The sequence below is a fragment of the Mesorhizobium sp. B2-3-12 genome (assembly GCF_006442205.1).
Taxonomy (GTDB): domain Bacteria; phylum Pseudomonadota; class Alphaproteobacteria; order Rhizobiales; family Rhizobiaceae; genus Mesorhizobium.
The window spans coordinates 252003-278784 of record NZ_VFVR01000008.1; the positions used below are offsets into that span (position 1 = coordinate 252003).

General features: G+C 63.6%; 27 protein-coding genes, 1 tRNA gene and 1 pseudogene. 17 read left to right on the top strand and 12 right to left on the bottom strand.

Features of this window, described 5'->3' with window-relative positions; translation table 11 throughout:
- Positions 1–25 precede the first annotated feature (25 nt).
- A pseudogene (locus FJ948_RS22750) lies at positions 26–448 on the top strand (manganese catalase family protein); the annotation flags it as partial.
- A gap of 63 nt (positions 449–511) precedes the next feature.
- Here the strand turns inward: FJ948_RS22750 and FJ948_RS22755 are convergent.
- Entirely contained in the window at positions 512–2152 is a 1641-nt protein-coding gene (locus tag FJ948_RS22755; RefSeq protein ID WP_140708339.1) for a M20/M25/M40 family metallo-hydrolase, read from the bottom strand.
- A 348-nt stretch (positions 2153–2500) separates the two neighbouring features.
- Between FJ948_RS22755 and FJ948_RS22765 the strand changes: the two genes are divergently transcribed.
- Genes FJ948_RS22765 through FJ948_RS22775 form a run of 3 tightly spaced genes read left to right on the top strand, consistent with a single transcriptional unit; the run spans position 2501 to position 4325 of the window.
- Positions 2501–3112, top strand: a complete 612-nt coding sequence (locus tag FJ948_RS22765) for a hypothetical protein (protein ID WP_140708342.1) — start codon at positions 2501–2503, stop codon at positions 3110–3112.
- On the top strand, positions 3109–3501 hold the full coding sequence (locus tag FJ948_RS22770) for a phage holin family protein (RefSeq protein ID WP_140708344.1): 393 nt from the start codon (positions 3109–3111) through the stop codon (positions 3499–3501). Before FJ948_RS22765 ends, FJ948_RS22770 begins: the two co-directional genes overlap by 4 nt.
- Positions 3498–4325, top strand: a complete 828-nt coding sequence (locus FJ948_RS22775; protein ID WP_140708346.1) for a DUF3618 domain-containing protein — start codon at positions 3498–3500, stop codon at positions 4323–4325. The genes FJ948_RS22770 and FJ948_RS22775 overlap by 4 nt, the downstream gene beginning before the upstream one ends.
- Positions 4326–5246: 921 nt before the next feature.
- Here the strand turns inward: FJ948_RS22775 and FJ948_RS22780 are convergent.
- Positions 5247–5323: transfer RNA gene (locus FJ948_RS22780), tRNA-Arg, on the bottom strand.
- Between the two features lie 85 nt (positions 5324–5408).
- Positions 5409–6572, bottom strand: coding sequence for a M20 aminoacylase family protein (locus FJ948_RS22785; RefSeq protein WP_140708348.1), 1164 nt, complete (start codon positions 6570–6572; stop codon positions 5409–5411).
- A 215-nt stretch (positions 6573–6787) separates the two neighbouring features.
- Here FJ948_RS22785 and FJ948_RS22790 point away from each other — a divergent pair, with 215 nt between their 5' ends.
- Positions 6788–7954, top strand: a complete 1167-nt coding sequence (locus FJ948_RS22790) for a D-alanyl-D-alanine carboxypeptidase family protein (RefSeq protein ID WP_140708350.1) — start codon at positions 6788–6790, stop codon at positions 7952–7954.
- Positions 7955–7957: 3 nt separating this feature from the next.
- On the top strand, positions 7958–9082 hold the full coding sequence (locus tag FJ948_RS22795) for a GTP-binding protein (RefSeq protein ID WP_140708352.1): 1125 nt from the start codon (positions 7958–7960) through the stop codon (positions 9080–9082).
- A gap of 9 nt (positions 9083–9091) precedes the next feature.
- Here FJ948_RS22795 and FJ948_RS22800 read toward each other — a convergent pair whose 3' ends face one another.
- The 5 genes from FJ948_RS22800 to FJ948_RS22820 form a co-directional block, all read right to left on the bottom strand.
- Positions 9092–9325: a sulfurtransferase TusA family protein gene (locus FJ948_RS22800; RefSeq protein ID WP_181173778.1), complete on the bottom strand. Its 234-nt coding sequence runs from the start codon at positions 9323–9325 to the stop codon at positions 9092–9094.
- A gap of 5 nt (positions 9326–9330) precedes the next feature.
- Positions 9331–10659, bottom strand: coding sequence for a murein L,D-transpeptidase family protein (locus FJ948_RS22805; protein ID WP_140708356.1), 1329 nt, complete (start codon positions 10657–10659; stop codon positions 9331–9333).
- A gap of 236 nt (positions 10660–10895) precedes the next feature.
- Positions 10896–11846 carry an acetyl-CoA carboxylase carboxyltransferase subunit alpha gene (locus tag FJ948_RS22810; RefSeq protein ID WP_140708358.1) on the bottom strand — a complete coding sequence of 317 codons (951 nt, stop codon included), beginning with the start codon at positions 11844–11846 and terminating at the stop codon, positions 10896–10898.
- A gap of 98 nt (positions 11847–11944) precedes the next feature.
- Positions 11945–12862 (bottom strand): site-specific tyrosine recombinase XerD, encoded by a 918-nt coding sequence (locus tag FJ948_RS22815; RefSeq protein ID WP_140708360.1) that lies wholly within the window; start codon positions 12860–12862, stop codon positions 11945–11947.
- A gap of 44 nt (positions 12863–12906) precedes the next feature.
- Positions 12907–13059, bottom strand: a complete 153-nt coding sequence (locus FJ948_RS22820) for a histidine kinase (RefSeq protein ID WP_140708362.1) — start codon at positions 13057–13059, stop codon at positions 12907–12909.
- Positions 13060–13268: 209 nt separating this feature from the next.
- On the opposite strand from FJ948_RS22820, the gene FJ948_RS22825 reads away from it, so the two are divergent.
- The 5 genes from FJ948_RS22825 (at position 13269) to FJ948_RS22845 (ending at position 18433) form a co-directional block, all read left to right on the top strand.
- Positions 13269–13880, top strand: coding sequence for a shikimate kinase (locus tag FJ948_RS22825; RefSeq protein WP_140708364.1), 612 nt, complete (start codon positions 13269–13271; stop codon positions 13878–13880).
- A complete protein-coding gene (aroB, locus tag FJ948_RS22830; protein ID WP_140708366.1) occupies positions 13877–15013 on the top strand; it encodes a 3-dehydroquinate synthase in 1137 nt (378 codons plus the stop codon). The genes FJ948_RS22825 and aroB overlap by 4 nt, the downstream gene beginning before the upstream one ends.
- 1 nt (position 15014) lies before the next feature.
- Complete coding sequence (locus FJ948_RS22835) at positions 15015–15905, top strand: HlyC/CorC family transporter (RefSeq protein ID WP_140708368.1); 891 nt, start codon at positions 15015–15017, stop codon at positions 15903–15905.
- A gap of 63 nt (positions 15906–15968) precedes the next feature.
- Positions 15969–16766, top strand: a complete 798-nt coding sequence (locus FJ948_RS22840) for an alpha/beta hydrolase (protein ID WP_140708542.1) — start codon at positions 15969–15971, stop codon at positions 16764–16766.
- 113 nt (positions 16767–16879) lie between these two features.
- Positions 16880–18433, top strand: coding sequence for an acetolactate synthase large subunit (locus tag FJ948_RS22845; RefSeq protein ID WP_140708370.1), 1554 nt, complete (start codon positions 16880–16882; stop codon positions 18431–18433).
- A 7-nt stretch (positions 18434–18440) separates the two neighbouring features.
- On the opposite strand, the gene FJ948_RS22850 is transcribed toward FJ948_RS22845, so the two are convergent.
- Positions 18441–18743 carry a BolA family transcriptional regulator gene (locus FJ948_RS22850; protein WP_140708372.1) on the bottom strand — a complete coding sequence of 101 codons (303 nt, stop codon included), beginning with the start codon at positions 18741–18743 and terminating at the stop codon, positions 18441–18443.
- A 181-nt stretch (positions 18744–18924) separates the two neighbouring features.
- Between FJ948_RS22850 and FJ948_RS22855 the strand changes: the two genes are divergently transcribed.
- The 6 genes from FJ948_RS22855 (at position 18925) to FJ948_RS22880 (ending at position 24637) form a co-directional block, all read left to right on the top strand.
- Positions 18925–19554 (top strand): J domain-containing protein, encoded by a 630-nt coding sequence (locus tag FJ948_RS22855; protein ID WP_140708374.1) that lies wholly within the window; start codon positions 18925–18927, stop codon positions 19552–19554.
- Between the two features lie 123 nt (positions 19555–19677).
- Positions 19678–20664 (top strand): cobaltochelatase subunit CobS, encoded by a 987-nt coding sequence (gene cobS / locus FJ948_RS22860; protein ID WP_140708376.1) that lies wholly within the window; start codon positions 19678–19680, stop codon positions 20662–20664.
- Between the two features lie 11 nt (positions 20665–20675).
- Positions 20676–22574: a cobaltochelatase subunit CobT gene (cobT, locus tag FJ948_RS22865; RefSeq protein WP_140708378.1), complete on the top strand. Its 1899-nt coding sequence runs from the start codon at positions 20676–20678 to the stop codon at positions 22572–22574.
- Positions 22571–23590: an esterase-like activity of phytase family protein gene (locus FJ948_RS22870; protein ID WP_140708380.1), complete on the top strand. Its 1020-nt coding sequence runs from the start codon at positions 22571–22573 to the stop codon at positions 23588–23590. Before cobT ends, FJ948_RS22870 begins: the two co-directional genes overlap by 4 nt.
- 187 nt (positions 23591–23777) lie before the next feature.
- Complete coding sequence (locus FJ948_RS22875; RefSeq protein ID WP_140708544.1) at positions 23778–24155, top strand: metalloregulator ArsR/SmtB family transcription factor; 378 nt, start codon at positions 23778–23780, stop codon at positions 24153–24155.
- Positions 24152–24637 carry an SRPBCC family protein gene (locus FJ948_RS22880; RefSeq protein ID WP_140708382.1) on the top strand — a complete coding sequence of 162 codons (486 nt, stop codon included), beginning with the start codon at positions 24152–24154 and terminating at the stop codon, positions 24635–24637. Before FJ948_RS22875 ends, FJ948_RS22880 begins: the two co-directional genes overlap by 4 nt.
- Before the next feature lie 51 nt (positions 24638–24688).
- Here FJ948_RS22880 and FJ948_RS22885 read toward each other — a convergent pair whose 3' ends face one another.
- The 3 genes from FJ948_RS22885 to rpmB form a co-directional block, all read right to left on the bottom strand.
- A complete protein-coding gene (locus FJ948_RS22885) occupies positions 24689–25363 on the bottom strand; it encodes a hypothetical protein (protein WP_140708384.1) in 675 nt (224 codons plus the stop codon).
- A 59-nt stretch (positions 25364–25422) separates the two neighbouring features.
- Entirely contained in the window at positions 25423–26106 is a 684-nt protein-coding gene (locus FJ948_RS22890; protein WP_140708386.1) for a queuosine precursor transporter, read from the bottom strand.
- A 204-nt stretch (positions 26107–26310) separates the two neighbouring features.
- Positions 26311–26607, bottom strand: a complete 297-nt coding sequence (gene rpmB, locus FJ948_RS22895; protein WP_140708388.1) for a 50S ribosomal protein L28 — start codon at positions 26605–26607, stop codon at positions 26311–26313.
- Positions 26608–26782: the final 175 nt, after the last annotated feature.

Here is a 26782-nt window from a genome sequence, read left to right on the forward strand (position 1 = left end):
TCCGCTGACACGAGGCAATCGGCTGCTGGTCGCCAACGTTACCGCGGAAGGTAGCGGCCGCGTGCTCGCGACCCGCCTCTACAACATGACCAACGATGCCGGAATGAAGGATATGCTGTCATTCCTCATTGCGCGCGACACCATGCATCAGCAGCAGTGGCTGGCGGCGATCGAGGACATGGGCGGCCTGACCGCGTCTCTGCCGGTGCCTAATTCCTTCCCGCAGGAGAAAGAGCATCAGGACGTATCCTATGCCTTCATCAACTGCTTCGTCGAAGGTGTCGCACCAGCGCAGGGACGCTGGAGCGAAGGCCCGTCGATGGACGGCAAGGGCGAGTTCTCCCTGGTGCCCGGTGCGCCGATGGGCGAGGAGCCAATGCTTTCGCCGCCGCGGCCAAGCTCTGGCGCGCAGAGCGAGCAGATGTTCGACAGGAAGGCAGCCGAATAGTCATGGCCGCGGGCGGAAGGGGCGGCGAATGCGGCCGCTTCAGCTTTGTGCGCTTCGTGCTCGTCAGGACGCGTCGGGCCGAAGGAGCCTGGCGCAGACATCGCGAATGAGCTGCGGCAAGACGTCGAACGCATAGCCGACATGCAATCGCTCGAGCGGCGTGTGATAATCGCGTCCCCACGGACCGATATTGATCGTCGGCATGTTGGCCAGGGCTCGCGTGAGAGGCCAGCGCACGCTGTCTTTCCAGGCTGGCGTGTTGCGGGCGACGATATCGAGGGAGGGTTCGGCCGCTTCGCCAAAGAAGCTCATGTCTGAAATCCCGGCGAAATAGTCCGCGCAGGTGACCATACAGCCGTGGCGTGCCGCTGCCTCGTCGGCCACTTCGATGGCAGCGGCTCGCAGCCGGACGGCTGCCGGCTGCGCGGAAAGGTTCGTCGGCAGATAGGGTATCGATCCGAAGCCGGACACGATGGCTGGCCCGGCCAAACGGCTGAGTTCCCAAGCTTGCTCGGTTATCAGCCGGCACTTCTCGGGCAGGGGCTGGTCGCCGGCGGCGATCGACGCGGAAACAGCTTCGAGCCGCAGCCGCTCCGGTTCTTCGAGACGCGCCAGCAGACTGTCATAGCGATGGACGGGGATAGATTGCACCACCTCAAGCAGACCTGTTTCGTGCTGACCAGAGACGCGGCGCCGGAGCTCCTGTAAGAGACGCGAGGCCGCTTCGGCGCATAGGCTGTCGAACCGGTCGAGCACCTCACTGGGCGCGCGGCGATAACTCAGCACATTGAACGTGGCATGGGCGGTCCGCGGTGTCGTGACATCATATCCGGTCTTTCCGTCCCGTATCCCGAGCAGGCTGGGCGGGGTGCCGGTTCCGGTGCCGCACATGTCGGTGAGCTCGGGCGCCCATTCGATCCGCGCGGCGATTGCCGCGGCGATCGCGCCGGCATTGAGGCCATTCAAGGGAAAGCCGCTATGTGTGGGAACACCGACCACGCAGGCGGCTGGAAGCAGCTTGCCGACGGTTCCCAGAGCGATGACGCGACCCTTGCTGCCGTCGCCATCATCCGCGATCGCATCGAGATTGATCACCGCGAGCAAATCAAGGTCGCGCTCTTTACAGAGTCCAGGCAGCATCTGTGCCGCCTTGCGGGCGCCGGCGGAATTGTTCTCCTCGTCCGGCACGGCGATAAAAAGCAGATTTCCAGCCGGCTTTGCGCTTTCGGCAAATTCGGCGCATACGGCCAGCCCCGCTGCAAGGCCCGCCTTCATGTCGAGAAGGCCGCGTCCGGCAAGGAATTCGCCACCCGCGAAATCATGGTGCGCCAGGATGGCGGCTGGAGCGTTCGCGGCGGCGAGAGAATCGCGCAATTCCTTTGTCAGGGCGTCGGGCCGCGTGGCCAAGGGTTCCAACTGTCCGTAGTCGCTTGTCCCGACAGTGTCGTAGTGACCGGTCAAGAGCACGGTCGAGCGACCGGTGCCGCGCAGAAGCATCGCCACGCAGTGACGGCCGTCCTGAGGTGCGACCTCGATGGTCCAGACCTCGGCGTTCTGAAATGCCGTCTCCTCTCGCAGTTCCGCCGCCAACCAGGGCCCGAACGCAGCTTCGCCGTCGGTGCCGGTGATGCTTTTCTGCTCGGTCAGTCCGATCGCCCAGCGCCGCGCGCGGCTGGACAGCGTCTCGATAGGGTTGCGGGTCATTTCGGTCCTGCGTTCGGATGGGAACGATGGACCCTACTCTGATCAAACGATTTCTCTCAAGCGTACTTCGCCGGTGGCTCAGTAGAATCGACTTGGAAGGCATGCGTGCTCAGAGGAGACCTTTCGGGCCGAAGCAGTTCATCTCGATGACGGACTGGCGGCGCTCCGGACCAATCTTCCTGCATTGTTCCTGGATCGCAAAAAGCTCTGCGTCGACGGAACATCGCAGGGTCCATGAAGTTGGGCTGCCAAGGAGGAACGTGCCCATGAACGGTGTCATCTATCTCATCGGCCTCGTCGTTGTCGTGCTCGCGGTCCTCTCCTTCCTCGGTTTTCACTAGGTGACCCATGCAAAGCAATGACGGCCAGGGCCGTAAACCCACCGATTTCGACAGGGATACAAGTGACGTTTCCGATCGGCTTAGCCAGGAAAAAGAGCGCGCGAGCGAGTTGCTTCACGATGCTCGCGACGAACTGACCCGCAAGGCTGGCGAGTACGCTGCAGAAGCCACGCAGGTCGTCTCCGATAAGGCGGAGGAAACGCAGCGCGACATCGGATCGAGCTTGGCGGCGTTGGGCGGCGCCCTACGTGCGGCCAGCGATCACCTGGCCAACAACGATGAAAGGACCGCATCGAAATTCGCCTTGGATGCCGCCGGCGGCCTGGAGCGGCTTTCTTCCTCGTTGAAACAAAAGCCGTTCGGCCAAGTGCTTGAGGATGTGCAGTCCTTCGGCCGGCAAAACCCGGGTGTCCTGCTTGCCGGGTCCGTATTGGCCGGATTGGCGCTGGGTCGGTTCATCAAAGCTTCCCCGCCGGGTAGCCCCAAAGCATCTCGAAATGCCTCAGGTGGTGCCGACTCCCAGACCGGCGAAACTGCTGGCTGGTCGCCCGACGGGGTCCAAGGGCTCGGCGGCGGCGTTGACGATCTGGACACGCGGTATGGGGAGCAAGACAGATGAACCCTCAAGACAATCCCAGCCTCGCCACTCTGGTGACCGATCTGGCGCAAAACGTCACCACGCTTGTGCAAACCGAAGCCAGGCTTCTGCGGGCGGAACTCTCTGAAAAGCTTACCAAGACGGGAGCTGGCGCCGCCGAGGTGCTTGGAGGGGCCATCTGCCTGCTCGCGGCTCTGCTCGTGCTGCTCCAGGCGCTGGTCATCGCATTGACGCGGGCAGGGCTGGGCGCGGGGTGGTCCTCCCTGTTGGTCGGCGTGGTGGTGGCAATTCTTGGCGTCATTCTGTTGCGTACCGGCATGGCAAGCATGGCGCCTTCCGAACTTACTCCCGATCGTACCCAGGAACAGCTCAGGCGCGACGCGACTGTGATCAAGGAACAAGTGAGATGACCGAGAAATCCGCAGCCGAACTCGAACGCGAGGCTGAGGCCGCGCGCGCCAGGGTGGTGGAAACCGCCGAATCCATTCGAGGCAAAATGACACCGGGACAATTGCTTGACGAATTCGCCGGCATCTTCTCCGGAGGAGAGAGTTCGGCCATGCTCAACAACCTGAGAACACAGGTCAGGGACAATCCGTTGCCGGTGACCATGGTGGGCGCGGGTCTGGCTTGGCTGATGCTGGGCAGCGGCGCGTCGAACGGCAGCCGTGGCCGGACTGGCTATACGGCGCCAACCCCGTCCAGCGGGCGTGACGAGGCCGAGGGCGGCGGCTTGGGCAGCACGCTCTCCGGAACCGCTGAATCGCTCTCGTCGGCCGCAAGCAGCGTTGGCGCAGCCATTTCAGGCGCAGCAAGCGGCGCCGCCGAAGGACTGACGAGCAATGCTGCCAGTGCAGGATCGACCGCTGGCGACATGGCTGCGAAAGCCAGCCGCTCGGCACAAGAGCTGTTGAACGATCAGCCCTTGGCCGTTGCGGCGGTCGGCCTTGCCATCGGCGCGGCGATAGGTGCCATGTTGCCTCATACCGCTACGGAGGATGAGCAACTGGGTGGCTATCGCGACAAGCTCCGCGACACCTCGAAGGCGATGCTCGACCAAGGTCTCGACCAGGCCAGGCAGGTTGCCGCAGACGCCTTTGATACGGTCAAGCAGGAAGCCGGCGGTGCAGGCACGGTGGCCGACCAGATCGGTGACATCGTCAAGTCCGCGGTCGGCAAGACAGAGCAGTCCATACGTGAACGGGTCTCTCTTCCTTCAGAGGAAAAATCATAGCCGATATTTGGGCCGACGTCTGGACCGCCGATTCTTCGCTTCTTCACCGAGGCGACACTAGCGGCGCAGGCGTATCGGATTGGGTTGGGCGGCGCGCCCAGCGCTAAGTCGCTATCGTTTTCGTTCCATATTCACGCGCGGTCGGCGCGCTCGAGGTACCCGCCGGTTGCCGCACACGCCTCTTGCGCAAGGAGATTTATACATATTGGAAGCCCGTCCCATTGGGGATCTTCGGTCCGTTCGTCGGCTTGAATTGACCAGTGGCGGCTTGGTGATGGCCTGGATCGTGCGCTCGAACAGGCAATGGGGGAGCGCAGGATATTCTGCGATGCAGCATGCACTGGCTGCGACGCGTAGCAGCGCATAGGCGATCATCGCTGCGAAGAGCCACAGGGTAGATGGCGTTGTCGTTGTTGCAGAGGAATTTCCGATATTCAGGTGCTGCTTGATCCAGCGGAACGACAGTTCGATCCGCTGGCATGCACATTGCTATCGACAGTCGCCCGCCACACCCGGCCGCACGCAGCCGGGGTCGGCAGGCGGTTATTGTCGCGTTGTTCTGCTGAATGACCACGGGGCGGTTGTGGTGGTGACGGTGGACGGAACTTGTCACGATGACGGTGTCCCGGCGATGGTGGCGGTGGCGCCAAACACGATCGCCGTTGTCGTAGAACGCTACCTGGCTGTGAAGTGGCCAGTCTCCCCCCGAGAGGAACGCCTGCCGCTCGGAGCGGGCAATAGGTCGCAGACGTGTCTTGGTGTCGGCCCTCCGCTGTTCGTGAAGGGCCGAGGGCTAAAGCGGTGCGAACACACGAATTATCGAGGAGGCCTGCCCAAGCCACAAGAGCCTGCGGAATTCGCCGTACTAATTATTCCCAGCCTGAAAAAGTACGGGATTTTCCAGTAAGTCCTCGAAAGCATTGGTGATCCCGACAGGAATCGAACCTGTGACCTACAGATTAGGAATCTGCCGCTCTATCCTACTGAGCTACGGGACCACGCGGCCCGACACATAGCCGCTTCGGATCGTTTCGCCAAGAGGCCGGCCGAAGGCAATTCGGCCGGCTGTCCTGGTCACAGGCGTCAGGCGGCCAGCGCCGTCTCCGCCAGTTTCACCCAATAGCTCATGCCGTGCGGGATGGCTTCGTCGTTGAAGTCATAGGCCGGGTTGTGGAGCCCGGCGGTCTCGCCATTGCCGATGAAGATGAAGGCTCCGGGCCGGGCTTCCAGCATGTAGGAGAAATCCTCGCCGCCCATTACCGGCTGGATCTCGCGATGCACCTGGGCGTCGCCCGCCACGTCGGCGGCCACATCGCTGGCGAAGATCGTTTCATTTGCGTGGTTGAAGGTCACCGGATAGTTCGCGTCATAGTCGACTTCGATCGTCGCGCCATAGGCGGTGGCCAGCCCCGCGCAGATCGCGCGGATCCGTTCTTCCGACTTCTTGGCCACTTCCTTCTTCAGCGTGCGCACGGTGCCGGCGATCTCGGCCGATTCCGGGATGATGTTGTAGGCGTCGCCGGCGTGGAACTTGGTCACCGACACCACCACGGCCTCGACCGGATCGGTGCTGCGCGAGGCGATCGTCTGCAAGGCGCCGACCAACTGGCTGGTGATGACGATCGGGTCGATCGTGCCGTGCGGCATCGCCGCATGGCCGCCCTTGCCTTTCACGGTGATGGTGAATTCGGCCGTCGCCGCCATGATCGGACCCGGGCGGATGGCGAACTGGCCGACCGGCAGGCCCGGCATGTTGTGCATACCGAACACTTTCGCGATGTCGAAGCGCTCCATCATGCCGTCCTTGACCATCTCGTTGCCGCCGCCGCCGCCTTCTTCCGCCGGCTGGAAGATCACCGCCACGGAGCCGGCGAAATTGCGCGTCTCGGCGAGATATTTCGCCGCCCCGAGCAGCATCGCGGTGTGGCCGTCATGACCGCAGGCATGCATCTTGCCCGGAATGGTCGACGCGTAGGGCTTGCCGGTGATCTCCTTGAGCGGCAATGCGTCCATGTCGGCGCGCAGCCCGATCGTGGGACCTTCGCCCTGACGGCCGCGGATGATGCCGACGACGCCTGTCTTGCCGAGGCCCGTCACCACATCGTCGCAGCCGAACTCTTTCAGCTTTTCGGTGACGAAGGCCGCCGTCTTGAAGACATCGAAGTTCAGTTCTGGTGTCTGATGCAGATGCCGTCGCCAGCCGGCGACTTCGTCCTGCATTTCGGCGGCGCGGTTCAGGATTGGCATGATGGTTCCATTTCGTTGTTGGTGCAGCCGGCTTCAGCCCGATGTTTTGGAATTGTGATTGTCGGGCGCTTTGCCATGTTGGCGTCACATAGGGTAAATAGCACCGCAATAATGCGGTCCGGTTTTTGAGGGTCGGATCCTTATGCTGGCGGTCACGTAACGAAATCTTACGGAGCCAGGGGCAATCACGGCAAGAGGCGATTTCGGATTCGATCATGCGGCACAGGCATTTCCTCAAATTATTCTCGGCTGGCGCAATCATGCTGTCGGTCCTGGCGGGGCCGGCGCTGGCCAATCCGGTGGTGGTCTTCGACCTCAAAAGCGGCCAGATCCTGCAGCATCAGGATGCGTTCAAGCGCTGGTACCCGGCCTCGCTCAGCAAGCTGATGACCGCCTATGTGACCTTCCGGGCGATCGCGGCCGGGGAAGTCCAGCTCGATTCGCCGATCAAGGTGACAAAACACTCGGCCGGCGAACCGCCGAGCAAAATGGGTTTCAAGCCCGGCTCGGTGATGCGGCTCGACAATGCGCTGAAGATGATGTTGGTCAAATCGGCCAATGACATAGCCATGGCGGTCGGCGAGAATGTCGGCGGCTCGCAGGCAGCCTTTGCCGAAAGGATGAACGCCGAGGCGGCCCGGCTCGGCATGAACGGTACCCATTTCGTCAACCCGAACGGCCTTTACTCGCCCGACCAGTACACGACGGCGCGCGACCTTTCGATCCTGGTGATGGCGATCCGCCGCGAGTTTCCGCAATATGCGCCATGGTTCTCGATCGAGGGGCTTGCTGTCGGCAAGAAAGCCATTCCGAACTACAATCTCCTGATCGGCCGCTATCCCGGCGCCGACGGCATGAAGACCGGCTTCGTCTGCCCGTCCGGCTTCAACATGATCGGTTCGGCGACACGCAACGGGCGCACGCTGGTGGCGGTCGTGCTCGGCGAGAAGTCGGCGGTCAGCCGTGCCGAAACCGCGGCCAAACTGCTCGACGAAGGCTTTGACGCGCCTGCCGCTGCCGGCCCGGCCACCGTCACCACGCTTGCTCCTTACGGTGACCTGATCTCGCCCAACGACATGCATGACGAGGTTTGCAAGAAGAAGACGAAGGCGGAGCAGTCCGAGGCGCCGCCCGCCGCCGCCAAGAACGAGCCTAAATCGCCCTATCGGGAGAAGCTCGATCACGTGCCGACACTGGTTGCCGTCGGCCTTGGCGGCGCCACCGGTCCGGCGCCGAAAGCGATCCTCGACGAGGGCACGCAGGAATATGCCGACGTGCCGATCCCGACCTGGCGGCCCGACAAGCCGGTACCCGCCGGCACGGGCCCGAAAGTCGTGGGTGCCGCCGCGCAAGGCGACCAGCCGGTCAAGGTCGCGAATTAACCAATGAGCGGTTTTCCGATTCCTGTCTCGGTGCTGACCGGCTTCCTCGGCGCCGGCAAAACGACATTGCTCAACCGGCTGCTCAAGGATCCGGCGCTGGCCGATACCGCGGTCATCATCAACGAGTATGGCGAGGTGGCGATCGACCATCTGCTGGTCGAGCAGGCCTCGGACGGCATCATCCAGCTTTCCGATGGCTGCCTGTGCTGCACGGTGCGTGGTGAGCTGGTCGACACGCTGGCCGACCTGGTCGACCGGCTGCAGACCGGCCGTATCGCCCGGCTTGCCCGCGTCATCGTCGAGACGACGGGGCTGGCCGACCCGGCGCCGGTGTTGCAGTCCATCATGGCGCATCCGGCGCTGGTCCAGGCTTTTCGGCTCGATGGTGTCATCACCCTGGTCGATGCGGTCAACGGCAATGCCACGCTCGATGCCCATGTCGAGGCCGTCAAGCAGGTGGCGGTGGCCGACCGCATTGTGCTCTCCAAGGCCGATCTGGTCGATGATCCCGGCGATCTCGAAATGCTGCGGACGCGCCTGCGGCAGATCAATCCCTCGGCTCAACTGCTCGATGTCGGGGAGACGAGAACCGGGGTGGCGGCACTGTTTGACTGCGGGCTCTACAATCCGGCGACCAAATCGGCCGACGTGCGGCGCTGGCTCGGCGAGGAAGCCGCGCACGACCATGACCATCACCATGGCGTCCATGACCATGCAGACCATGATCATGGGCACAGCCACGATCATGGTCATAGGCATGACCAGCGCGTACGCTCCTATTCGCTGGTCCATGAAGGAGCGGTGCCGTTTTCGGCCATAGAGATGTTCCTTGATTTGCTGCGCTCGACACATGGCGAGCACCTGCTGCGCATGAAGGGCGTCATCGAACTCAAGGAGGATCCGTCGCGTCCGCTGGTCGTGCATGGCGTCCAGAAGATCCTGCATCCGCCGGCGCGGCTGCCGTCCTGGCCGGACAGCCAGCGCGGCACGCGGCTGGTGCTGATCACGCTCGACATGCCGGAAGACTATGTGCGCCGGCTGTTCGCCGCCTTCACCAACCGGCCGTCGGTCGACACGCCCGACCGCGCGGCGCTGGAAAACAACCCGCTGGCGATCGCCGGGCTGTAATTTTTTCGATTATTGCCCGCCGCGCTCGACCAGAAAGCGATGGCCACCGGAAATCGCCGCTGTTTCAATCAGCTGGTGGCCGGCGTCCGAGCAGAAGGCGGGGATGTCGATGACGGCCAGCGGGTCGGTGGTTTCCAGCCAGAGCCGGCTGCCCGGCCGCATGCCTGCCAGCCGCTTCTTCGCCTTCAGCACGGGCAGAGGGCAGTTCAACCCCTTCAGATCATAGACGGTGTCGCTGGCCACGGCGATCAGCCGCCGAACATGCCGAGCAGCTTGTTCTTCAGCTTCGTCACCCGGCTCTCATCGGCGCTGGCGGCCTGCGTTTCGGCCGGCTGGGCTTCCGTCGGAGCAGCGATGGTCGCGGTGGCGACGGGAGCTTCCTTGGCGGCCTTGGCGGCTTCCTTTGCGGCCACCGCTTGCGCCTTGGCTGCTTCCTTTTCTGCTATCGCCTGCGCCTTGGCTGCTTCCTTCGCCGCCTTTGCCGCTTCTATCGCCGCCAGCCGTTCTCGCTCAGCTTTCTCCTTGGCGGCTTTTTCGGCGTCGAGTGCCGCCATCTTGCGGCCGGCGGGCGAATCGATGCGGCCCATGCGCGCCGTCTCGGTCACCGAACCGTCGGTGTTGAGCGACGGCGGATCGATCGGCACGCGCTCGCCGCGCGCGCGCCGCTTCGACCAGTCGGAGACGATGCTGGCTTCCTTGATGCCCGCAATCGTCGGCTTGGGTGGCGGCACGCTGGCCTTGAGCGCGCTGTTGAAGGCCGCGTCATAGGTGCTTTGATAGGCGTTGTAGGCGCTCTTCAGCGAATCCGGCTGCGTGGTCGCCGGGCAGGCGCCGGTCGGATCGAAGGTCTGGCCGTCGGCGGCAACCTGGTTGAAGACGTAGCGCTTCTCGCACACGTCGACCTTCGGCGGCACCTTGGTGACCTCGAAATTATCGTAACCGACCTTGAGCATCTTCCAGAATTCGTAGTTCGGGTCGTTGCGGTAGCGCGCCATATTGGCGGCGGTCATGCGGAACGGAAAAGCCTGGATCTGGAACTCGGTCTGCCCACCCTGAAAGGCGTCGCGGCCGAAGGCATAGATCTGCTCGATCTGTGCGTCGGTCATCGAATAGCAGCCCGACGACGAGCAGGCGCCGTGCACCATCAGGTTCTGGCCGGTACGGCCATTGGCACGGTCATAGGCGTTGGGAAAGCCGATGTTGAAGGACAAATGGTAGTTCGAGCGCGGATTCATCTGCGATGGCCGCACCGTGTAGAAACCTTCCGGCGCCTGGCGGTCGCCCTCGGTGTATTTCGGCCCGAGCTTACCCGACCATTTGCAGATATCGTAGCTCGCCACCATGTCGTAGCGGCCGTTGGTCTTGGCCTTCCAGATTTCGAGCTTGCCTTCTTCCTTGAAGATGCGCGCCATCACCGAGGAGGTGCGGACCATGCCCTTGGCTCTCATGTCGGCAAGGATCTTGTCGGGCAGCGGCTTGTTGGCCTCGGGGGCGAAATCCTTCATCGACGAATCATTGCAGCCGGCAACGACTATCGAGGCAATGAGGACTCCGGTGCGGGCGAGCTTGGCAAACATGGATACGGCTATGTCTTTCCTTCGAGCCCATGGCTTGAAAACAGCCGGACCCGCATGCTGAACACCCACGGACCGTAAGCCCGTTAACCTTGAAAATTCCTTACCGCAAGCCTTGGCCAACCCCTCGCGGCATTTTCATTGACCCGAATGGGGCGGCATTTTTGTGGCGAAATTGCTCATTGCCGCCACATTAACGCGGGCAGACGGGGTCCGAAGGCTTCGCCGCCGTCATGAATTCAGAGGCTACGGCCCATGGCCAGGTATTTCTCGCGGCGCTGTTCGCGGAAATCCGTGTTGGCGCCGGCCAATTCCTGCATCGTCTTGGCGATGAGGTCGCCGGTCGCGGCGATCACCGTTTCGGGCGCGCGCTGGGCGCCGCCCATCGGCTCGGGGATGATGGCGTCGATGATCTTCAGCTCAAGCAGGTCCTGGGCGGTGATCTTCATGTTGGTCGCCGCATCCTTGGAGCGGGTCGTGTCGCGCCACAGGATCGAGGCGGCACCCTCGGGCGAAATCACCGAATAGATCGCATGCTCGAGCATATAGACGCGGTTGGCGGTGGCGATCGCGATGGCGCCGCCCGAGCCGCCTTCGCCGATGACCACCGAGATCGACGGCACTTTGAGCGCCAGGCAGGCGGAGGTCGAGCGGGCAATGGCTTCGGCCTGGCCGCGCTCCTCGGCGCCGACGCCGGGATAGGCGCCCGCGGTGTCGACCAGGGTCAGAAGCGGGATCTTGAAACGGTCGGCAAGCTCCATCAGCCGCACCGCCTTGCGGTAGCCTTCGGGCCGCACAGAGCCGAAATTGTGCTTCAGCCGGCTTGTCGTGTCGGAACCCTTTTCCTGGCCGAGGATCGCCACCGGTTCGCCGCGGAAACGGGCGAAGCCGCCGACGATCGCCTGGTCCTCGCCGAAATTGCGGTCGCCGGCGAGCGGCGTGAAATCGCTGAACAGGCCTTTGATGTAGTCGACGCAATGCGGCCGGTCGGAGTGGCGCGCCACCTGCACCTTCTGCCATGGCGTCAGCGCCTTGTAGAGTTCGCGCAGCGCGTCGCGCGAGCGCTTCTCGAGCCTGGTGATCTCATCGGCGACATCGACCGCCTCGCCGTTCTCGGCAAGCTTCTTGAGCTCAAGGATCTTGAGCTCGAGATCCTGCACCGGCTTTTCGAAATCGAGGTAATTGTACATGCGTGAGCGGACCGATACGTCGGAAGGCAAGGACCGCGGAACCGTTGAAACCAAGGCTCCGGGCGGTGAAATGTCGTCCTCACATAGCGATATGAGGCCTAGTCGGCAAGCGGATGATGATCGTTGACCAGCCGCACCAGCCGCTCTTCCAGCACATGGGTGTAAATCTGTGTCGTCGATATGTCGGCATGGCCAAGCAGTTGCTGCACGGCCCTGAGATCGGCGCCGTTCTGCAGGAGATGGCTGGCGAAAGCATGGCGCAGCACGTGGGGCGAGATCTTGGCCGAGGCAATGCCGGCGCGCGCCGCCAGCCCTTTCAGGTCACGGGCAAAGACCTGGCGCGAAAGATAGCCGCTGTCGGATGCCGCCGGGAACAGGAACGGGCTGTCGGCGAAGGCAGGCAGCTTGGCGCGAGCGTCAAGCCAGCTCCGCATAGCCGCCCGCGCCTTGGCCGATAGCGGCACCATGCGTTCCTTGTCGCCCTTGCCGCGCACCATGAAGAAACGGTCGTCGCGCTGGGCCACGGTCACCGGCAGGCCGACCAACTCGGAAACGCGCAGGCCTGTCGCGTAGAGCACCTCGACCAGCGCGTGCAGGCGCAAGGCCGCCAGCCTGTCGGCATAACCGAGCCCGGCATCGCCGGCCTCGTGCGCGGCGCGGTCGATCAGCCGGCCGGTTTCGGCCTCGCTCATCGTCTTGGGCAGCGGGCGGCCCTTTTTGGGACTGTCCAGCGTGCCGGTCGGATCGTCGCCGCGCAGGCCTTCTGCATAGAGGAACTTGAAAAACTGGCGGATCGCCGACAGTTTGCGCGCCTGCGAGGTCGGCGCGAAGCCGCGCGCTGCGATGTCGTCGAGATAGGCGCGGATATCGGCGGCAGCCGCACCGGCGAGCCCGCCACCGATTTCTTGTGAGGCATCCTCCAGGTCGCGGCGATACGACGACAGCGTGTTCTCGGCCGCGCCCCGCTCGGCGCTCATCATTTCCAGGAAGGCCTCGATGCGGGCGGCGCTGTTCATTGCCTTCAAGGGTCAGGTTCCGAGGTCAGTTTTTGGTTTCGAGATCAGTTTTTCTTGGGGTTCAGCTTTTCCTGGGGGATGCGCACGCTCATCTCGGCTTTTTTCGGCTCGACGAACATCACCAGGGCGAACATCGTACCATAGGCAATGCCGGCCAGAATCGCTGCTATCACGACAAAGCGAAACAGTGTCGGCATCAATTCTCGCCCGTCTTCTTATTCTGCGTTTCCAAACCCTGTGCCCTTATGGGACGCCAATCCGGCCAATTCAAGGAAGAAGCGGACCCCTGTTAGCAACTTCTGATGCAAGCGTGCTCTGTCCATATCAGCCCAAGGCACTCGGCAAGCTTGACGCAAACCGGCTTTTCATGTCGATACGCCGGCAAAGAGGGCCCAAGAAACAGCTGATGAACGCGCTACAGGCAAATCCTCCAGGCGAGACCCATGCCGCGCTGCTTGGCCGGCTGGGCGGCCGGTCCATTGTCTTCGTCGGCCTGATGGGCGCCGGCAAGACGGCGATCGGCCGCAAGGTGGCGTCGATGCTTTCGCTGCCCTTCATCGACAGCGACCAGGAGATCGAGAGCGTGTCGCGGATGACCGTCCCCGAGCTGTTCGAGCGCTATGGCGAGACCGAGTTCAGGGCCCTGGAACAGCGCGTCATCCTGCGCGTGCTTGAAAACGGGCCGCAGGTGCTGTCGACCGGCGGCGGCGCCTTCATGAACGCGCAGACGCGCGAAGCCGTTGCCGCCCATGGCGTCTCGGTCTGGCTGAAAGCGGAACTCGACCTTCTGATGGACCGCGTTTCGAAGAAGCAGAACAGGCCGCTGCTCAAAAGCGCCGATCCCCGTGCCGTTCTGGAGCGGCTGATGAGCGAACGTTATCCGGTCTATGCGACGGCTGACGTCACCGTGCCGACCCGTGACGACCGCAAGGAGATCATCGCGGCCGAAGTGGTGTCCGCGCTGTGCCGGCATTTCGGCATTGACGAGATTGCGGCGGCAGGCGAGGTCGAATCGTGAGCGCGGAACAACCCGTCATCGTCGAGGTCGGGCTGGGCGACCGGGCCTACGACATATTGATCGGCTCCGGCCTGTTGTCGCGCGCCGGCGCCGAGATTTCACGACGGCTGCCCGGCACGCGCGCCGCCGTCGTGACCGACGAGAACGTCGCCGCCGCGCATCTCGATACGCTGAAGGCGGGGCTCGAGAAGGGTGGCATCCAGCCCACCGTCATCACCATGCCGCCCGGCGAGAAGACCAAGAGCTTTGCCCATCTCGAAGAGGTGGTCGATGGCGTTCTGGCCGCCAGGCTGGAGCGCGGCGACGTCGTCATCGCGCTTGGCGGCGGCGTCATCGGCGATCTCACAGGTTTTGCCGCCGGCATCGTGCGGCGCGGCATGAATTTCGTGCAGGTTCCGACCTCGCTGCTGGCGCAGGTCGATTCCTCGGTTGGCGGCAAGACCGGCATCAACAGCCCGCGCGGCAAGAACCTTGTCGGCGTCTTCCTGCAGCCCAGGCTGGTGCTGGCCGACACCGAAGTGCTCAACACGTTGCCGATTCGCGAATTCCGCGCCGGCTATGCCGAGCTTGCCAAATACGGGCTGATCGACCGGCCGGAATTCTTCGCCTGGCTGGAAGCGAACTGGGAAAAGGTGTTCGCCGGCGGACCGGAGAGGGCGCAGGCCATTGCCGAGGCCTGCCGCGCCAAGGCCGATGTCGTTGCCCGCGACGAGTTCGAGACCGGTGACCGCGCCTTGCTCAATCTCGGCCACACATTCGGCCACGCGCTCGAAGCCGCCACGCAGTATGACGGAACCCGTCTCGTCCACGGCGAGGGGGTCGCCATCGGCATGGCGCTGGCGCACCGGTTCTCGTCACGGCTCAACCTGGCCAGCCCCGACGACGCGGCCCGCGTCGAGGCGCATTTGCGTGCCGTCGGGCTGCCATGGCGGATGGCCGACATTCCGGGCGATTTGCCCGATCCGGAGGCGCTGCTCGCCTTCATCACCCAGGACAAGAAGGTGTCGCGCGGCGCGCTGACCTTCATCCTGACGCGCGGCATTGGCCAGGCCTTCATCGCCAAGGACGTGCCGGGCTCGGAAGTGCTGTCGTTCCTCAGGGAAAACCATCCAGCCAACCGGAAAGCCGGCTGAGATGGACACCGGCTGGGTCGTCGTCGCCGTTCTTGCCATTCTCGTCGTGCTGGTCGTTGCCGTGCGCACCCGCCTCCTCGCCATGTTCGGCTATGAACTGTCGCGCATCGAACCGCAGCGCTCCAGCCAGGACGAATTGCGTGGCGCGGTCGACGATTTCCGCCGCGACGGCCTGGTGGTGCGCGAGGACCGCGCCCGCATCGGCGGCCTGTTCGACCTCGAAGAGCTCGAAGTTTCCGACGTCATGGTCCACCGCACCAATATGCGCTCGGTCAATGCCGACAATGCGCCGGAAGCGGTGGTGCGCGAGATCCTGCAGAGCCCGCACACCCGCATGCCCTTGTGGAAAGGTTCGCTCGACAACATTGTCGGCGTGCTGCACGCCAAGGACCTGCTGCGCGCGCTGAACGAAGTCGGCAACGATTTTTCGCAAATCGACGTGATGAAGATCGCGTCAAAACCCTGGTTCGTGCCCGACACCACCACCTTGCAGGAACAGCTCAACGCCTTCCTGCGCCGCAAGGCGCATTTTGCCATCGTCGTCGACGAATATGGTGAGGTCGAGGGGCTGGTGACGCTGGAGGACATTATCGAGGAGATCGTCGGCGAAATCGCCGACGAGCACGATGTCGACATTCAGGGCGTCAAGCAGGAGGCCGACGGCTCCGTCGTCGTCGACGGCACGGTGCCGATCCGCGACCTCAACCGGGCGCTCGACTGGAACCTGCCCGACGAGGAGGCGACCACGATCGCCGGCCTCGTCATCCACGAAGCCCAATCGATCCCCGAGGAGAAGCAGGCTTTTACGTTCCATGGCAAGCGCTTCGTCGTCATGAAACGCGACAAGAACCGGATTGCCAGGGTCAGGATCCGGCCGGCCGGCGGCGGTTAAAGCCGTCACCTTACCGATCCTTCACTGGAACTGTCGTCGGCCAGGATGCATTCTTCGCCAATGATGATCGATCGGCGAACTTTGCTCCTGGCTTCGATGGCCGCCCTGTTGCCTGCCGGCACGGCGGAGGCGCGGGATAAGCCATCCCCCGAAACTCTCGACTATGGTCCCGCCAAGCTCGACATCTACGCGCCCGATGGCGCGAGAAACCTGCCTGTCGTCTTTTTCGTCCATGGCGGCGCCTGGGAGTTCGGCAAACGCAGCCAGGTGGGCGCCAAGCCGGCCTTCCTGCTCGCCAACGGCTTCTGCTTCGTCTCCATCGACTACCGCATGCTGCCGCAGGCCGATGTCGCCACACAGGCCGGCGACGTCGAGAAGGCCTATGCCTATGTCAGGGCCAACATCGCCCAACATGGCGGCGACCCCAACCGCATCGTCGGCATGGGCCATTCGGCCGGCTGCCATTTGATTGCCCTGACCGGCATGCGCGGCGGATTGCCGGGCGTCGCCGGCCTGCTCCTCGACGATACCCGGGCCTATGATCTCGCCGCGCTCGCCAGGAATGGCGGCATGGTGCGGGCCTATGCGCGGGTCTTTTCCGATCCTTCGCAATGGGCGGCGCTGTCGCCGGCGAGCCATGTGGACGACCGCAAGCATCCGCCGACCTTCATCGCCTATTCGCGCGCCGACGGTCGCGGCGAGCAGTCCACGGCCTTTGCCGAGCGCCTGCGCGCCACAGGCACCGAGGTGACGCTGTTCGACGGCAGCGCCTATACGCATATGTCGATCAACCGCGATTTCGGCAGGGATGGCGATGCGCTGACCACCGCGGCGCTGGCGTTCCTGAAATCGGTCGGCTGACCGGCTTACGCTCGCCCATTTCTGTAACTGGATCATGCCAAAAGCGGTTGCGGGATATTGTCGTGTGGACATCCGTGGGTGCAATTGCTCTTCGTGAGTGGGAGACTGATTGCATGAACGGTGCCGATGTCCTGTGCGACGTGCTGTTGGCCAATGATGTGACGGTGTGCTTCGCCAATCCCGGCACGTCCGAAATGCATTTCGTCGCCGCGCTCGACCGCAAGCCTGAGATGCGCTGCGTGCTTGGCCTGTTCGAGGGCGTGGTGACGGGTGCGGCCGACGGCTATGCGCGCATGACAGACCGTCCCGCCGCTACGTTGCTGCATACCGGGCCGGGCCTCGCCAATGGGCTCGCCAACATGCACAATGCAAGGCGCGCCAGGAGCCCGATGATCAACATCGTCGGGGACCATGCCTCCTATCATTTGCCGCTCGACGCGCCGCTGACCAGCGATATTGAAGGCTTGGCGGCGCCGATGTCGAGCTTCGTGCGCAGGATCGAAGGCCCGGCCGACGTTCAGTCGGCCACCGAGGCAGCCTTTCGCGCCTCGCTGACACCGCCCGGCGTCACCACGCTGATCCTGCCGGCGGACGCGGCCTGGGGTGATGCCAGCCCAGCCTCGCCCGGCAAGGTCGTCCTTTCACCGGCACCTGCCATCGACTTGGATGGCGTGCGCGCGGTGGCCGCCGCGATCCGCTCCACGCCTGGCCGCGTCGGCATGATCGTTCGCGGGCGGGCGGCACGGGCCAATGCGCTCGAGGTCGCCGGCCAGATTTCGACGGCCTGCGATGTCAGGCTGTTCAGCGAGGTCCTGATCGCGCGCATGCAGCGCGGGCGAGGGCATGTCGCGCCGACGCGCATTCCCTATCCGGTCGACGCGGCGACGGCAGTGCTTAGGGATATCGATGTTCTGGTGCTGGTCGGCGGCAAGGAGCCGGTCGCCTTCTTCGCCTATCCGGGAAAGCCGGGACGGCTTGTCCGTGATGACTGCCAGGTGCTGACGCTTGCCGCCCATGGCCAGGACCTGCATGCGGCGCTGGACGCGCTTCGCGGTGAACTTGGCGTCAAGCCGTCGCAACCGACGGTGGCTGCCAGCGCCTTTCCCGACGAGACAACGCCGAACGGCCGGCTGACGGAAGACGCCATCGCACTGTCGGTCGCGAGAAGGCTGCCGGCCGACGCGATCGTCTGCGACGAGGCCGTCACTTCGGCGCGGCGGTTCTTCGCACTGTCGGCCTTTGCCGCGCCGCACGATTACATGATGGGCACGGGTGGATCGATCGGCGGCGGCATTCCGCTGGCGACAGGTGCGGCAATCGCCTGTCCCGGCCGCAAGGTGGTCAATCTCGAGGCCGACGGCAGCGGCATGTATACGGTCCAGGGCTTGTGGACGCAGGCGCGGGAAAATCTCGACGTGGTGACGATCGTCTTTTCCAACCGCACCTACGCGATCCTGCATGGCGAGATGCGTAATGTCGGTGTGAACGCCATCGGCGAGAATGCGAGGCGCATGCTCGACCTCGACAATCCGGCACTCGACTGGGTTTCGCTGGCCAAGGGAATGGGCGTGGAAGCCGCCCGCGCCGACACTTGCGAGCGGTTTGACGCCCTGCTTGGAAGCGCTCTGTCGCGGCCGGGCCCGTTCCTGATCGAAGCGGTGATCTGACCGGTTCTTACCAGCGCGTCTGTTCGCCCGGCGCCGCCGGCTCGATCGCCAGCGCATGCACGCCGGCCTTCAACTCGTCGGCAAGCAGTTCGTTGACGGCGCGATGACGGTCGATGCGGCTCATGCCGGCGAAATTCGGCGAGACGATGCGGACGCGAAAATGCGTCTCGCCGGTGCCGTCATAGCTGCCGTGATGGTCCGAACCATGATGGTGATGGCCGGCGTGGAGATGACTTTCGTTGATGATGACCAGCCGCTGCGGCGCAAACGCCTTGTTCAACTTGTCTTCCATGGTCGCCTGTATGGACATCGCCGTCTCCCTTCACCACATATGGCGGGCGCCCCAGCGTGAAAACCGGAAATCGGTTTCACCAGGGGACGCCGCCGCGCAACAAAATCCGCCAGTCGCCCGCTTTATGCCGCGATTCAGCGGTTAGGGCGATGATCGCGAAAATGTCAATTCTTGTTTCGCATCTGCGAACGCCCCATAAATGGGTGAGATGAAGCCGTATCCCAAATATTTCGAGAAGATTCGCATCCGCCCGAAGAAGGATGTCGAGGTGGAGGCGCACGCGCCGATCTGCCAGTGGGATGGCTGCAAGGAGGCTGGCACCCATCGCGCGCCGGTCGGGCGCATGAAGGAGGGCGAGTATTTCCGCTTCTGCTTCGATCATGTGCGCGAGTACAACAAGGGCTTCAACTACTTCTCCGGCGTGCCGGACACCGAGGTCGCGCGCTTCCAGAAGGAAGCCATGACCGGCCACCGGCCGACCTGGAAGATGGGCGTCAACGGCGCCTCGACGCGCTCCTCGCCCGATATGGCGCAGATGCGCTCCGGCCGCGCCGGCTATTACAACCGCATGCGCGACCCGTTCGACCTGTTCAAGGGGCCGAAGGATCCGCGCGAGGCGCGCGAGCGCAAGGCCAAGCCGCTTGAGGCCAAGGCGCTGGAAACGCTTGGCCTTGATACAAAGGCGACTGGCAAGGATATCAAGGCGCGCTATAAGGAACTGGTGAAACGTCACCATCCGGATGCGAATGGCGGCGACAGAGGTTCGGAAGACCGGTTCCGCGATGTGCTTCAGGCTTATCGCGTGCTCAAACAGGCAGGCCTGTGCTGAGCGACCCTACGGTTTGTGTCGTTTTCCAACTTTCATAAGGTTGGAAAAGGCTTTAAGACCGCCCCCGAACAAAATGGGTTGCCGGCGAAACGCGACGTTTCGCCCGTGGAGACGTTGAGAGATATGAACAAGGTCGATCGCGACATCGCCAACCTGCCCGACACGACGGTATCGGTGAAGGAGAAATTCGGTTTCGAGTCCAAGATGGTGGTGCCGGCCTACTCGGTCACATCGGAGCATGTGCCCGACATCGACCCTGACTATCTCTTCGACAAGGCGACGACCCTGGCGATCCTCGCCGGCTTCGCCTACAACCGCCGCGTCATGGTGTCGGGCTATCACGGCACCGGCAAGTCGACCCATATCGAACAGGTCGCCGCCCGCCTCAACTGGCCCTGCGTGCGCGTCAACCTCGACAGCCATGTCAGCCGTATCGACCTCGTCGGCAAGGACGCGATCGTGGTCAAGGACGGCTTGCAGATCACCGAATTCCGCGACGGCATCCTGCCCTGGGCCTATCAGCACAATGTGGCGCTGTGCTTCGACGAGTATGATGCCGGCCGTCCGGACGTGATGTTCGTCATCCAGCGCGTGCTGGAATCGTCTGGCCGCCTGACGCTGCTCGACCAGAGCCGGGTCATCCGCCCGCATCCGGCGTTCCGCCTGTTCTCGACCGCCAACACGGTCGGGCTGGGCGACACGACCGGCCTCTATCACGGTACCCAGCAGATCAACCAGGCGCAGATGGACCGCTGGTCGATCGTCACCACGCTGAACTATCTGCCGCACGACAATGAAGTGAACATCGTGCTGGCCAAGGCCAAGCACTATCGGGACGCCAAGGGCAAGGACATCGTCAACAAGATGGTGCGTGTCGCCGACATGACGCGCTCGGCCTTCATCAATGGCGATCTGTCGACGGTGATGAGCCCGCGTACCGTCATCACCTGGGCCGAAAACGCCGAAATCTTCGGCGATGTCGGCATGGCGTTCCGGCTGACCTTCCTCAACAAGTGCGACGAACTGGAGCGTTCGGTGGTTGCCGAGTTCTACCAGCGCGCCTTCGGCCAGGATCTGCCGGAGAGTGCTGCCAACGTGGTGCTGGGCTAAGCAGAGCCTCGATGGCGGGTCCGGGCGACAACACGCGCAACAAGTCGAAGACGGGGTCTGAAGCCGACAGCTTCAAGCGTGCCGTCACCGTCTGCATGCGCGCCATTGCCGGCGACAAGGAAATGGAAGTCGGCTTCGCCAAGGACAGGCCGGCGCTGGCCGGCAGCCGCGCGCGGCTACCCGAACTGCCCAAGAAGGCATCGAAGGCCGACATCGCGATCACCCGCGGGCTCGGCGATTCCATGGCGCTGAAGCGCGCCTGCCACGACGTGCGCATCCACAGCAAGCTGGCGCCCGAAGGCAAGGCTGCCCGCGCCATCTACGATGCGGTCGAACAGGCCCGCGTCGAGGCGATCGGCAGCCGCGCCATGCAGGGCGTCGCGGACAATATCGGCTCGATGCTGGAGGACAAATACGCCAAGGCCAATCTCGTCGACGTCAAGGACAAGGCCGACGCGCCCATCGAGGAAGCGCTGGCGCTGATGGTGCGCGAAAAGCTGACCGGCCGGCCGGTGCCGAAGAGCGGCGAGCGGCTGGTCGAACTCTGGCGGCCCTGGGTCGAGGAGAAGGCCAAGGCCGACCTCGATGGCCTGTCAGAAAAGCTCGAGGACCAGCAGGCCTTCGCCCGTGTCGTGCGCGAGATGCTCGCGTCCATGGAAATGGCCGAGGAACTCGGCGACGACCAGGAGACCGAAGACTCCGAGGACAATGACGATAACCAGCCGCAAGGCGAGGAACAGAGCGAAGAGGGCGGCGAAGACGATTCCGGCTCCGAGCAGTCGCAGTCCGAGGATGCGGAAGCGTCAGCCGACGACGAGCAATCGGCGGAGACGGAAGCCTCCGACGCCACCGCCGACGATTTGTCCGATGACGACGATGCCGATGCCGAGACGCCGGGCGAGGCGCGCCGTAACGACAATCCCTTCACCAATCTGCCGAAGGAAATCGACTACAAGGTCTACACCACGGCTTTCGACGAGACGGTGGGCGCCGAGGAACTCTGCGAAGAGGAAGAACTCGACCGGCTGCGCGCCTTCCTCGACAAGCAACTCGCCAATCTGTCGGGCGTCGTCGGTCGGCTGGCCAACCGGCTGCAGCGCCGCCTGATGGCGCAGCAGAACCGGTCCTGGGATTTCGATCTGGAAGAGGGTTATCTCGACCCGGCGCGGCTGGTGCGCGTGGTCATCGATCCGATGCAGCCGCTGTCGTTCAAGCAGGAACGCGATACCAAATTCCGCGACACGGTGGTGACGCTGGTGCTCGACAATTCCGGCTCGATGCGCGGCCGGCCGATCACGGTCGCAGCCACCTGCGCCGACATTCTGGCGCGCACGCTGGAGCGCTGCGGCGTCTCGGTCGAGATCCTCGGCTTCACCACGCGGGCGTGGAAGGGCGGGCAGGCGCGGGAGAAGTGGTTGAAAGACGGCAAGCCGCCGAATCCCGGCCGGCTCAACGACCTGCGCCACATCATCTACAAGTCCGCAGACCATCCATGGCGGCGTGCGCGGCGCAATCTCGGCCTGATGATGCGCGAAGGCCTGCTCAAGGAAAACATCGACGGCGAGGCGCTCTTGTGGGCGCACAACCGGCTGATTGCCCGGCCCGAACAGCGCAAGATCCTGATGATGATCTCGGACGGCGCGCCGGTCGACGATTCCACGCTGTCGGTCAATCCGGGCAATTATCTCGAACGCCATCTGCGCGCCGTCATCGAACTGATCGAGACGCGTTCGCCGGTCGAGCTGCTGGCCATCGGCATCGGCCATGACGTCACGCGCTACTACAGGCGCGCCGTGACCATCGTCGATGCCGAGGAACTGGCCGGCGCCATGACCGAGCAGCTGGCTTCGCTGTTTGCCGAGGAAAGCGCGAAGGATACCCGGCGCGGCGGCATGCGGCGCGCCGGATGATCTTTTCGGGCGGCGGGTTTCGGCGGACGCTTTTCGCCGCCATCGCCCTGCTCGCCGGCATGGCTTCGGCGCCAGCCGGCTCGGCTCCTGTCGAACCTGTCGCAGTTTCGGCTCGGCCGATCACCGAATTCCATATCGGCCGTGCCGACAAGCAGTTTGGCCCACTCGAATTCGTCGGCGGGCTGGAAATGACCTCGCCATCGCGTGATTTCGGGGCGCTGTCGGCCTTCCGGTTTCTGAAAGCCGGCAGCGAATTCATCGGTGTGGCCGACACCGGGTACTGGTTCTTCGGCACGGTGGCGCGTGATGCCGACAGGCGGCCCGTCGGCATCCAGAATTTCCGCATGCAGCAGATGGTCGACCAGAGCGGCCAGCCGATCGACGAAAAATGGGAAGTCGACGCCGAGGGCCTCGCGGTCAAGGACGGCATCGCCACCGTGGGTTTCGAGCGCAACCACCGCGTCGCCCAGTTCAGGATCGATCCTCAGGATATGAAGGCGCCGTTCCGGCAGCTGGATTTCCTGGTGCCGGCACGGGAGCTGCGGCAGAATCGCGGCTTCGAGACCGTCACCCATGCCAATGCCAACGGCCAGCATCAGGGCGGCCTGGTCGTGGTCTCGGAAAAGAGCCTCGACAAATCAGGCAACATCTACGCCGCCATCATCGGTGGCCCGCGCAAGGGCGTCTTCACCGTCAAGCGCAACGACGATTTCGACATCACCGACGGTGCCTTTCTGCCGGATGGCGACCTGTTGCTGCTGGAGCGCAGTTTCACCATGGCGGGCGGGCTCAAGATGCGGCTGCGGCGCATTTATGGGGAGAGCGTCGAGAAGGGCGCCGTCGCCGACGGGCCGGTGCTGCTGCAAGCCGACATGGGCTACCAGATCGACAATATGGAAGGGCTCGACGTCTGGACCCGCGATGACGGCGCGCTGATGGTGTCGCTGGTCTCCGACGACAACCACTCGATCCTGCAGCGCAACCTCTACCTGGAATTTATCCTACACCAGGATTGAGTGGCGCTTCCACTACGAGCCTGACGTTGAGGGTTTTCAACAGAGGGTGTGGATTTGGTCGGGCGCCTTCCCCCACTCCGGCCCGAAGGGGCGGAGTGGGGGTCGACTGCTCGTCACTCGATGACGCTCACGAAAACACTTTAGTCTAGACTTGACTGTTTGCGCGACCAGTGCAATACTCAAGTCCATGCTTAACCATTCCGAGATCGACAGCATTCTTCGCGCTCTTGTCGAGCCCACGCGACGGCGGATCCTGGAACGGTTGAGCGGCGGACCGGCCACCGTCAGCCAGTTGGCGGAGCCGTTCGGCATGACCTTCGCCGCCGTGCTGCAGCATCTCCAGGCATTGGAGGCCTGCGGGCTGATCCGCAGCGAAAAGATCGGGCGGGTGCGTACCTGCCGGATCGAACCGGGCGGGCTTGCCCCGCTCGCCGACTGGATTGCCGAACGCCGCATCCCTGCGGAACGCTATCTCGACCGTCTTGGCCAGATCCTGGCCGAGCCAGACCCATCCCCAAAAAGCCAATCCCCCAAGAAAAATCAGGAAAAGGACGAGCAGCAATGAACCAGATAGGCCCCGTGAAAGACGAGCATTCCGTCATCCATTCCACCTTCACCATCGAACGGACCTATCCGCAATCGCCGGCGCGCGTCTTCCACGCCTTCGCCGACAAGGCGACGGTGCGGCGCTGGCGGATCGAAGGCGACGGTTTTGCTGTTGCCGAGTTCAGCTTCGACTTTCGTGTCGGCGGGGGCGAGGTCTCTCGCTTCAGCTATGGCGGTGGTCCGGAGATCAGGCTCGACGCGCAATTCCAGGACATCGTTGCCGACCAGCGTATCGTGTTTTCCTACAGGATCGCGGTCGGGCCGCAGCCGATGTCGGCATCGCTCACCACCGTGGAACTGACGCCTTCAGGGGATGGCACAAGGCTGACTTACACCGAGCAGGGTGCCTTCTTCGACGGTGTCGATTCCGTCCAGGGACGGGAGGAAGGGACCCGTGGGCTGCTGGAAGCCCTTGGCGCGGAACTTCAGCAGTCGAACTAAGTCCCGCTGAAATTGCCTGAGGCCGACCCGCTGTCTGACCCAACGTCAAGGTCATCGGCCGTTGATGGCGATCCAGATGACATGGCGCGCGCCGCGCTTGCCGTTGGCGCGCGTGTTGACCTCCTCGACGGCGAAGCCTGCCCGTTTCAGCCGCCGCGTGAAGCCGGCATCCGGCCCCTGCGACCATACGGCCAGCACACCGCCCGGTTTCAGGGCGCTGCGCGCGGCGGAAAGGCCAGCCACGCTGTAGAGCGCGTCATTGCTCTTGTGGACGATCCCCTCGGGGCCATTGTCGACGTCGAGCAGGATCGCGTCCCAGGCTGCGTGCTCGGACCGGATCAAACTCCCGACATCGGCCTCGCGGATAGTAACGCGGGAATCATCGAGCGAGCCGGCGAAAATCTCGGCCATCGCGCCGCGTGCCCAGGCGACGACGGCCGGCACCAGTTCCGCGACGACGATTTCCGCATTGCCGCCCAGTTCGGCGAGAGCGGCGCGCAGCGTAAAACCCATGCCAAGCCCGCCGATCAGGATCCTCGGCTGGAGATGGCCCGCAATCCTCTGGCAAGACAGTTTCGCCAGCGCCTCCTCGGAGCCGCTGAGGCGGCTGTTCATCAACTCGTTGGTGCCGAGCATGATCGAGAATTCGGCACCGCGCCGTTTCAGCCGCAGTTCCTGTTGCCCATCAGGCGTTTTTGCGGAGTCCAGCTGGATCCAGGGAATCATGTGCTTTGTCTGACCATGATCTTTCCCAAAAACCGGAATCCACTTTTTGGGATCATGGCCTAGGCCGCGGCAACGGCCGGCTGGCTCCAGCGGGCGGCCAGCAGCCGATAGGGGATCAGCGCGACAACGGCGATGATCAACTTCACCGAGAGGTCGCCGAGCGCCCAGGACACCCAACGCATGGCGTCGAGATGGAACACGCCCATCAATGGGGCGCTCTCCAGCGCAAAACTGTCGCTCGGGCCGGCGAAGGCAAAGGCGGCCGAGAAGGCGACACTGAAGAACACGACGGTATCGAACACCGATCCGACCAGCGTGCCGATGATCGGTGCCCGCCACCAGCTCTGCCGGCGCAACCGGTTGAACACGGTGACGTCGAGCAGCTGCGCGGTCAGGAAGGCGGCGCCGGAAGCGGCCGCGATGCGCACCAGCCGGTCGGCCGATGTCTCGAATTCGATCAGGCCATGGCGGAACAGGAAGGGCGGAATGAGGATGGAGCACGCCACCGCCGTCATGAAGCCGACAAAGACGATCCTGCGCGCCACGGCGGGCCCGTAGCGGCGATTGGCGAGGTCGGTGACCAGGAAGGAGAAGGGATAAGTGAAAGCGCCCCAGGTGAGCAGGTCGGCCAGCGACAGGCCGCCGATCTGGCCCTGCATGGGGAACTGCACGAGGATGTTCGATGCCACGACGACAAGCGCCATGGCGGCCACGAAAGGCAGGTATCGCGAAAAGGAAGACATTTTTTTATCCTGGGTAATGGAACCAGCGGAGCATCACACCGATCGAGGCAATGCTCGCTTCGTCTTTGAGCATCGGATGTCGCACCTTACGGTTTCCAGCCGATGCTCAGTGGCCAACAAGAGGTTGGCCAGAGGCCAACAAGAGGTTGGCCAGAGGCCAACGAGAGGTTGGCCAGGGCGGTCGTCCCCCGCCTTTATCCGATGTTACGCGGCGACCTGTTCGGCCAGCTTCTTGGCGATCTGCTTCTTCAAGAGGCGCGCGCGCTGCGACAGCTCCTTGACGTCGGCCTTGGCCAGGAACGCATCGAGACCGCCACGATGTTCGACCGAACGCAGCGCGTTGGCCGAGATGCGCAGACGCACGTTCTGGTTCAGCGCTTCCGAAATCAGCGTCACATTGACGAGGTTCGGCAGGAAGCGACGCTTGGTCTTGTTGTTGGCGTGGCTCACATTGTTGCCGGTCATGACTGCCTTGGCAGTGAGTTCGCAGGTGCGGGACATGGTTCTAACCTTCAGTTCTCTCGGGACTGCCAAACCTTTGTGCCCACGCCGGGTGGCGCGCGGTTCTGGTCAGGCGGCCTTATGGAAAAAGTTGGCGTTCCATAGTTGCATTTCACCGGGGCGTCAAGCTCCGGCTTCCCCACGGAAGCGCCCGGCGTTTCATATTAAGGCCGGA

Excerpts from the sequence above, each read along its gene's own strand:
- FJ948_RS22755 (WP_140708339.1), bottom strand. The coding sequence starts at position 2,152 with ATGACCCGCAACCCTATCGAGACGCTGTCCAGCCGCGCGCGGCGCTGG.
- FJ948_RS22765 (WP_140708342.1), top strand. The coding sequence starts at position 2,501 with ATGCAAAGCAATGACGGCCAGGGCCGTAAACCCACCGATTTCGACAGG.
- FJ948_RS22770 (WP_140708344.1), top strand. The coding sequence starts at position 3,109 with ATGAACCCTCAAGACAATCCCAGCCTCGCCACTCTGGTGACCGATCTG.
- FJ948_RS22775 (WP_140708346.1), top strand. The coding sequence starts at position 3,498 with ATGACCGAGAAATCCGCAGCCGAACTCGAACGCGAGGCTGAGGCCGCG.
- FJ948_RS22785 (WP_140708348.1), bottom strand. The coding sequence starts at position 6,572 with ATGCCAATCCTGAACCGCGCCGCCGAAATGCAGGACGAAGTCGCCGGC.
- FJ948_RS22790 (WP_140708350.1), top strand. The coding sequence starts at position 6,788 with ATGCGGCACAGGCATTTCCTCAAATTATTCTCGGCTGGCGCAATCATG.
- FJ948_RS22795 (WP_140708352.1), top strand. The coding sequence starts at position 7,958 with ATGAGCGGTTTTCCGATTCCTGTCTCGGTGCTGACCGGCTTCCTCGGC.
- FJ948_RS22805 (WP_140708356.1), bottom strand. The coding sequence starts at position 10,659 with ATGTTTGCCAAGCTCGCCCGCACCGGAGTCCTCATTGCCTCGATAGTC.
- FJ948_RS22810 (WP_140708358.1), bottom strand. The coding sequence starts at position 11,846 with ATGTACAATTACCTCGATTTCGAAAAGCCGGTGCAGGATCTCGAGCTC.
- FJ948_RS22815 (WP_140708360.1), bottom strand. The coding sequence starts at position 12,862 with ATGAACAGCGCCGCCCGCATCGAGGCCTTCCTGGAAATGATGAGCGCC.
- FJ948_RS22820 (WP_140708362.1), bottom strand. The coding sequence starts at position 13,059 with ATGCCGACACTGTTTCGCTTTGTCGTGATAGCAGCGATTCTGGCCGGC.
- FJ948_RS22825 (WP_140708364.1), top strand. The coding sequence starts at position 13,269 with ATGAACGCGCTACAGGCAAATCCTCCAGGCGAGACCCATGCCGCGCTG.
- FJ948_RS22835 (WP_140708368.1), top strand. The coding sequence starts at position 15,015 with ATGGACACCGGCTGGGTCGTCGTCGCCGTTCTTGCCATTCTCGTCGTG.
- FJ948_RS22840 (WP_140708542.1), top strand. The coding sequence starts at position 15,969 with ATGATCGATCGGCGAACTTTGCTCCTGGCTTCGATGGCCGCCCTGTTG.
- FJ948_RS22845 (WP_140708370.1), top strand. The coding sequence starts at position 16,880 with ATGAACGGTGCCGATGTCCTGTGCGACGTGCTGTTGGCCAATGATGTG.
- FJ948_RS22850 (WP_140708372.1), bottom strand. The coding sequence starts at position 18,743 with ATGTCCATACAGGCGACCATGGAAGACAAGTTGAACAAGGCGTTTGCG.
- FJ948_RS22855 (WP_140708374.1), top strand. The coding sequence starts at position 18,925 with ATGGGTGAGATGAAGCCGTATCCCAAATATTTCGAGAAGATTCGCATC.
- cobS (WP_140708376.1), top strand. The coding sequence starts at position 19,678 with ATGAACAAGGTCGATCGCGACATCGCCAACCTGCCCGACACGACGGTA.
- cobT (WP_140708378.1), top strand. The coding sequence starts at position 20,676 with ATGGCGGGTCCGGGCGACAACACGCGCAACAAGTCGAAGACGGGGTCT.
- FJ948_RS22870 (WP_140708380.1), top strand. The coding sequence starts at position 22,571 with ATGATCTTTTCGGGCGGCGGGTTTCGGCGGACGCTTTTCGCCGCCATC.
- FJ948_RS22875 (WP_140708544.1), top strand. The coding sequence starts at position 23,778 with ATGCTTAACCATTCCGAGATCGACAGCATTCTTCGCGCTCTTGTCGAG.
- FJ948_RS22880 (WP_140708382.1), top strand. The coding sequence starts at position 24,152 with ATGAACCAGATAGGCCCCGTGAAAGACGAGCATTCCGTCATCCATTCC.
- FJ948_RS22885 (WP_140708384.1), bottom strand. The coding sequence starts at position 25,363 with ATGATTCCCTGGATCCAGCTGGACTCCGCAAAAACGCCTGATGGGCAA.
- FJ948_RS22890 (WP_140708386.1), bottom strand. The coding sequence starts at position 26,106 with ATGTCTTCCTTTTCGCGATACCTGCCTTTCGTGGCCGCCATGGCGCTT.
- rpmB (WP_140708388.1), bottom strand. The coding sequence starts at position 26,607 with ATGTCCCGCACCTGCGAACTCACTGCCAAGGCAGTCATGACCGGCAAC.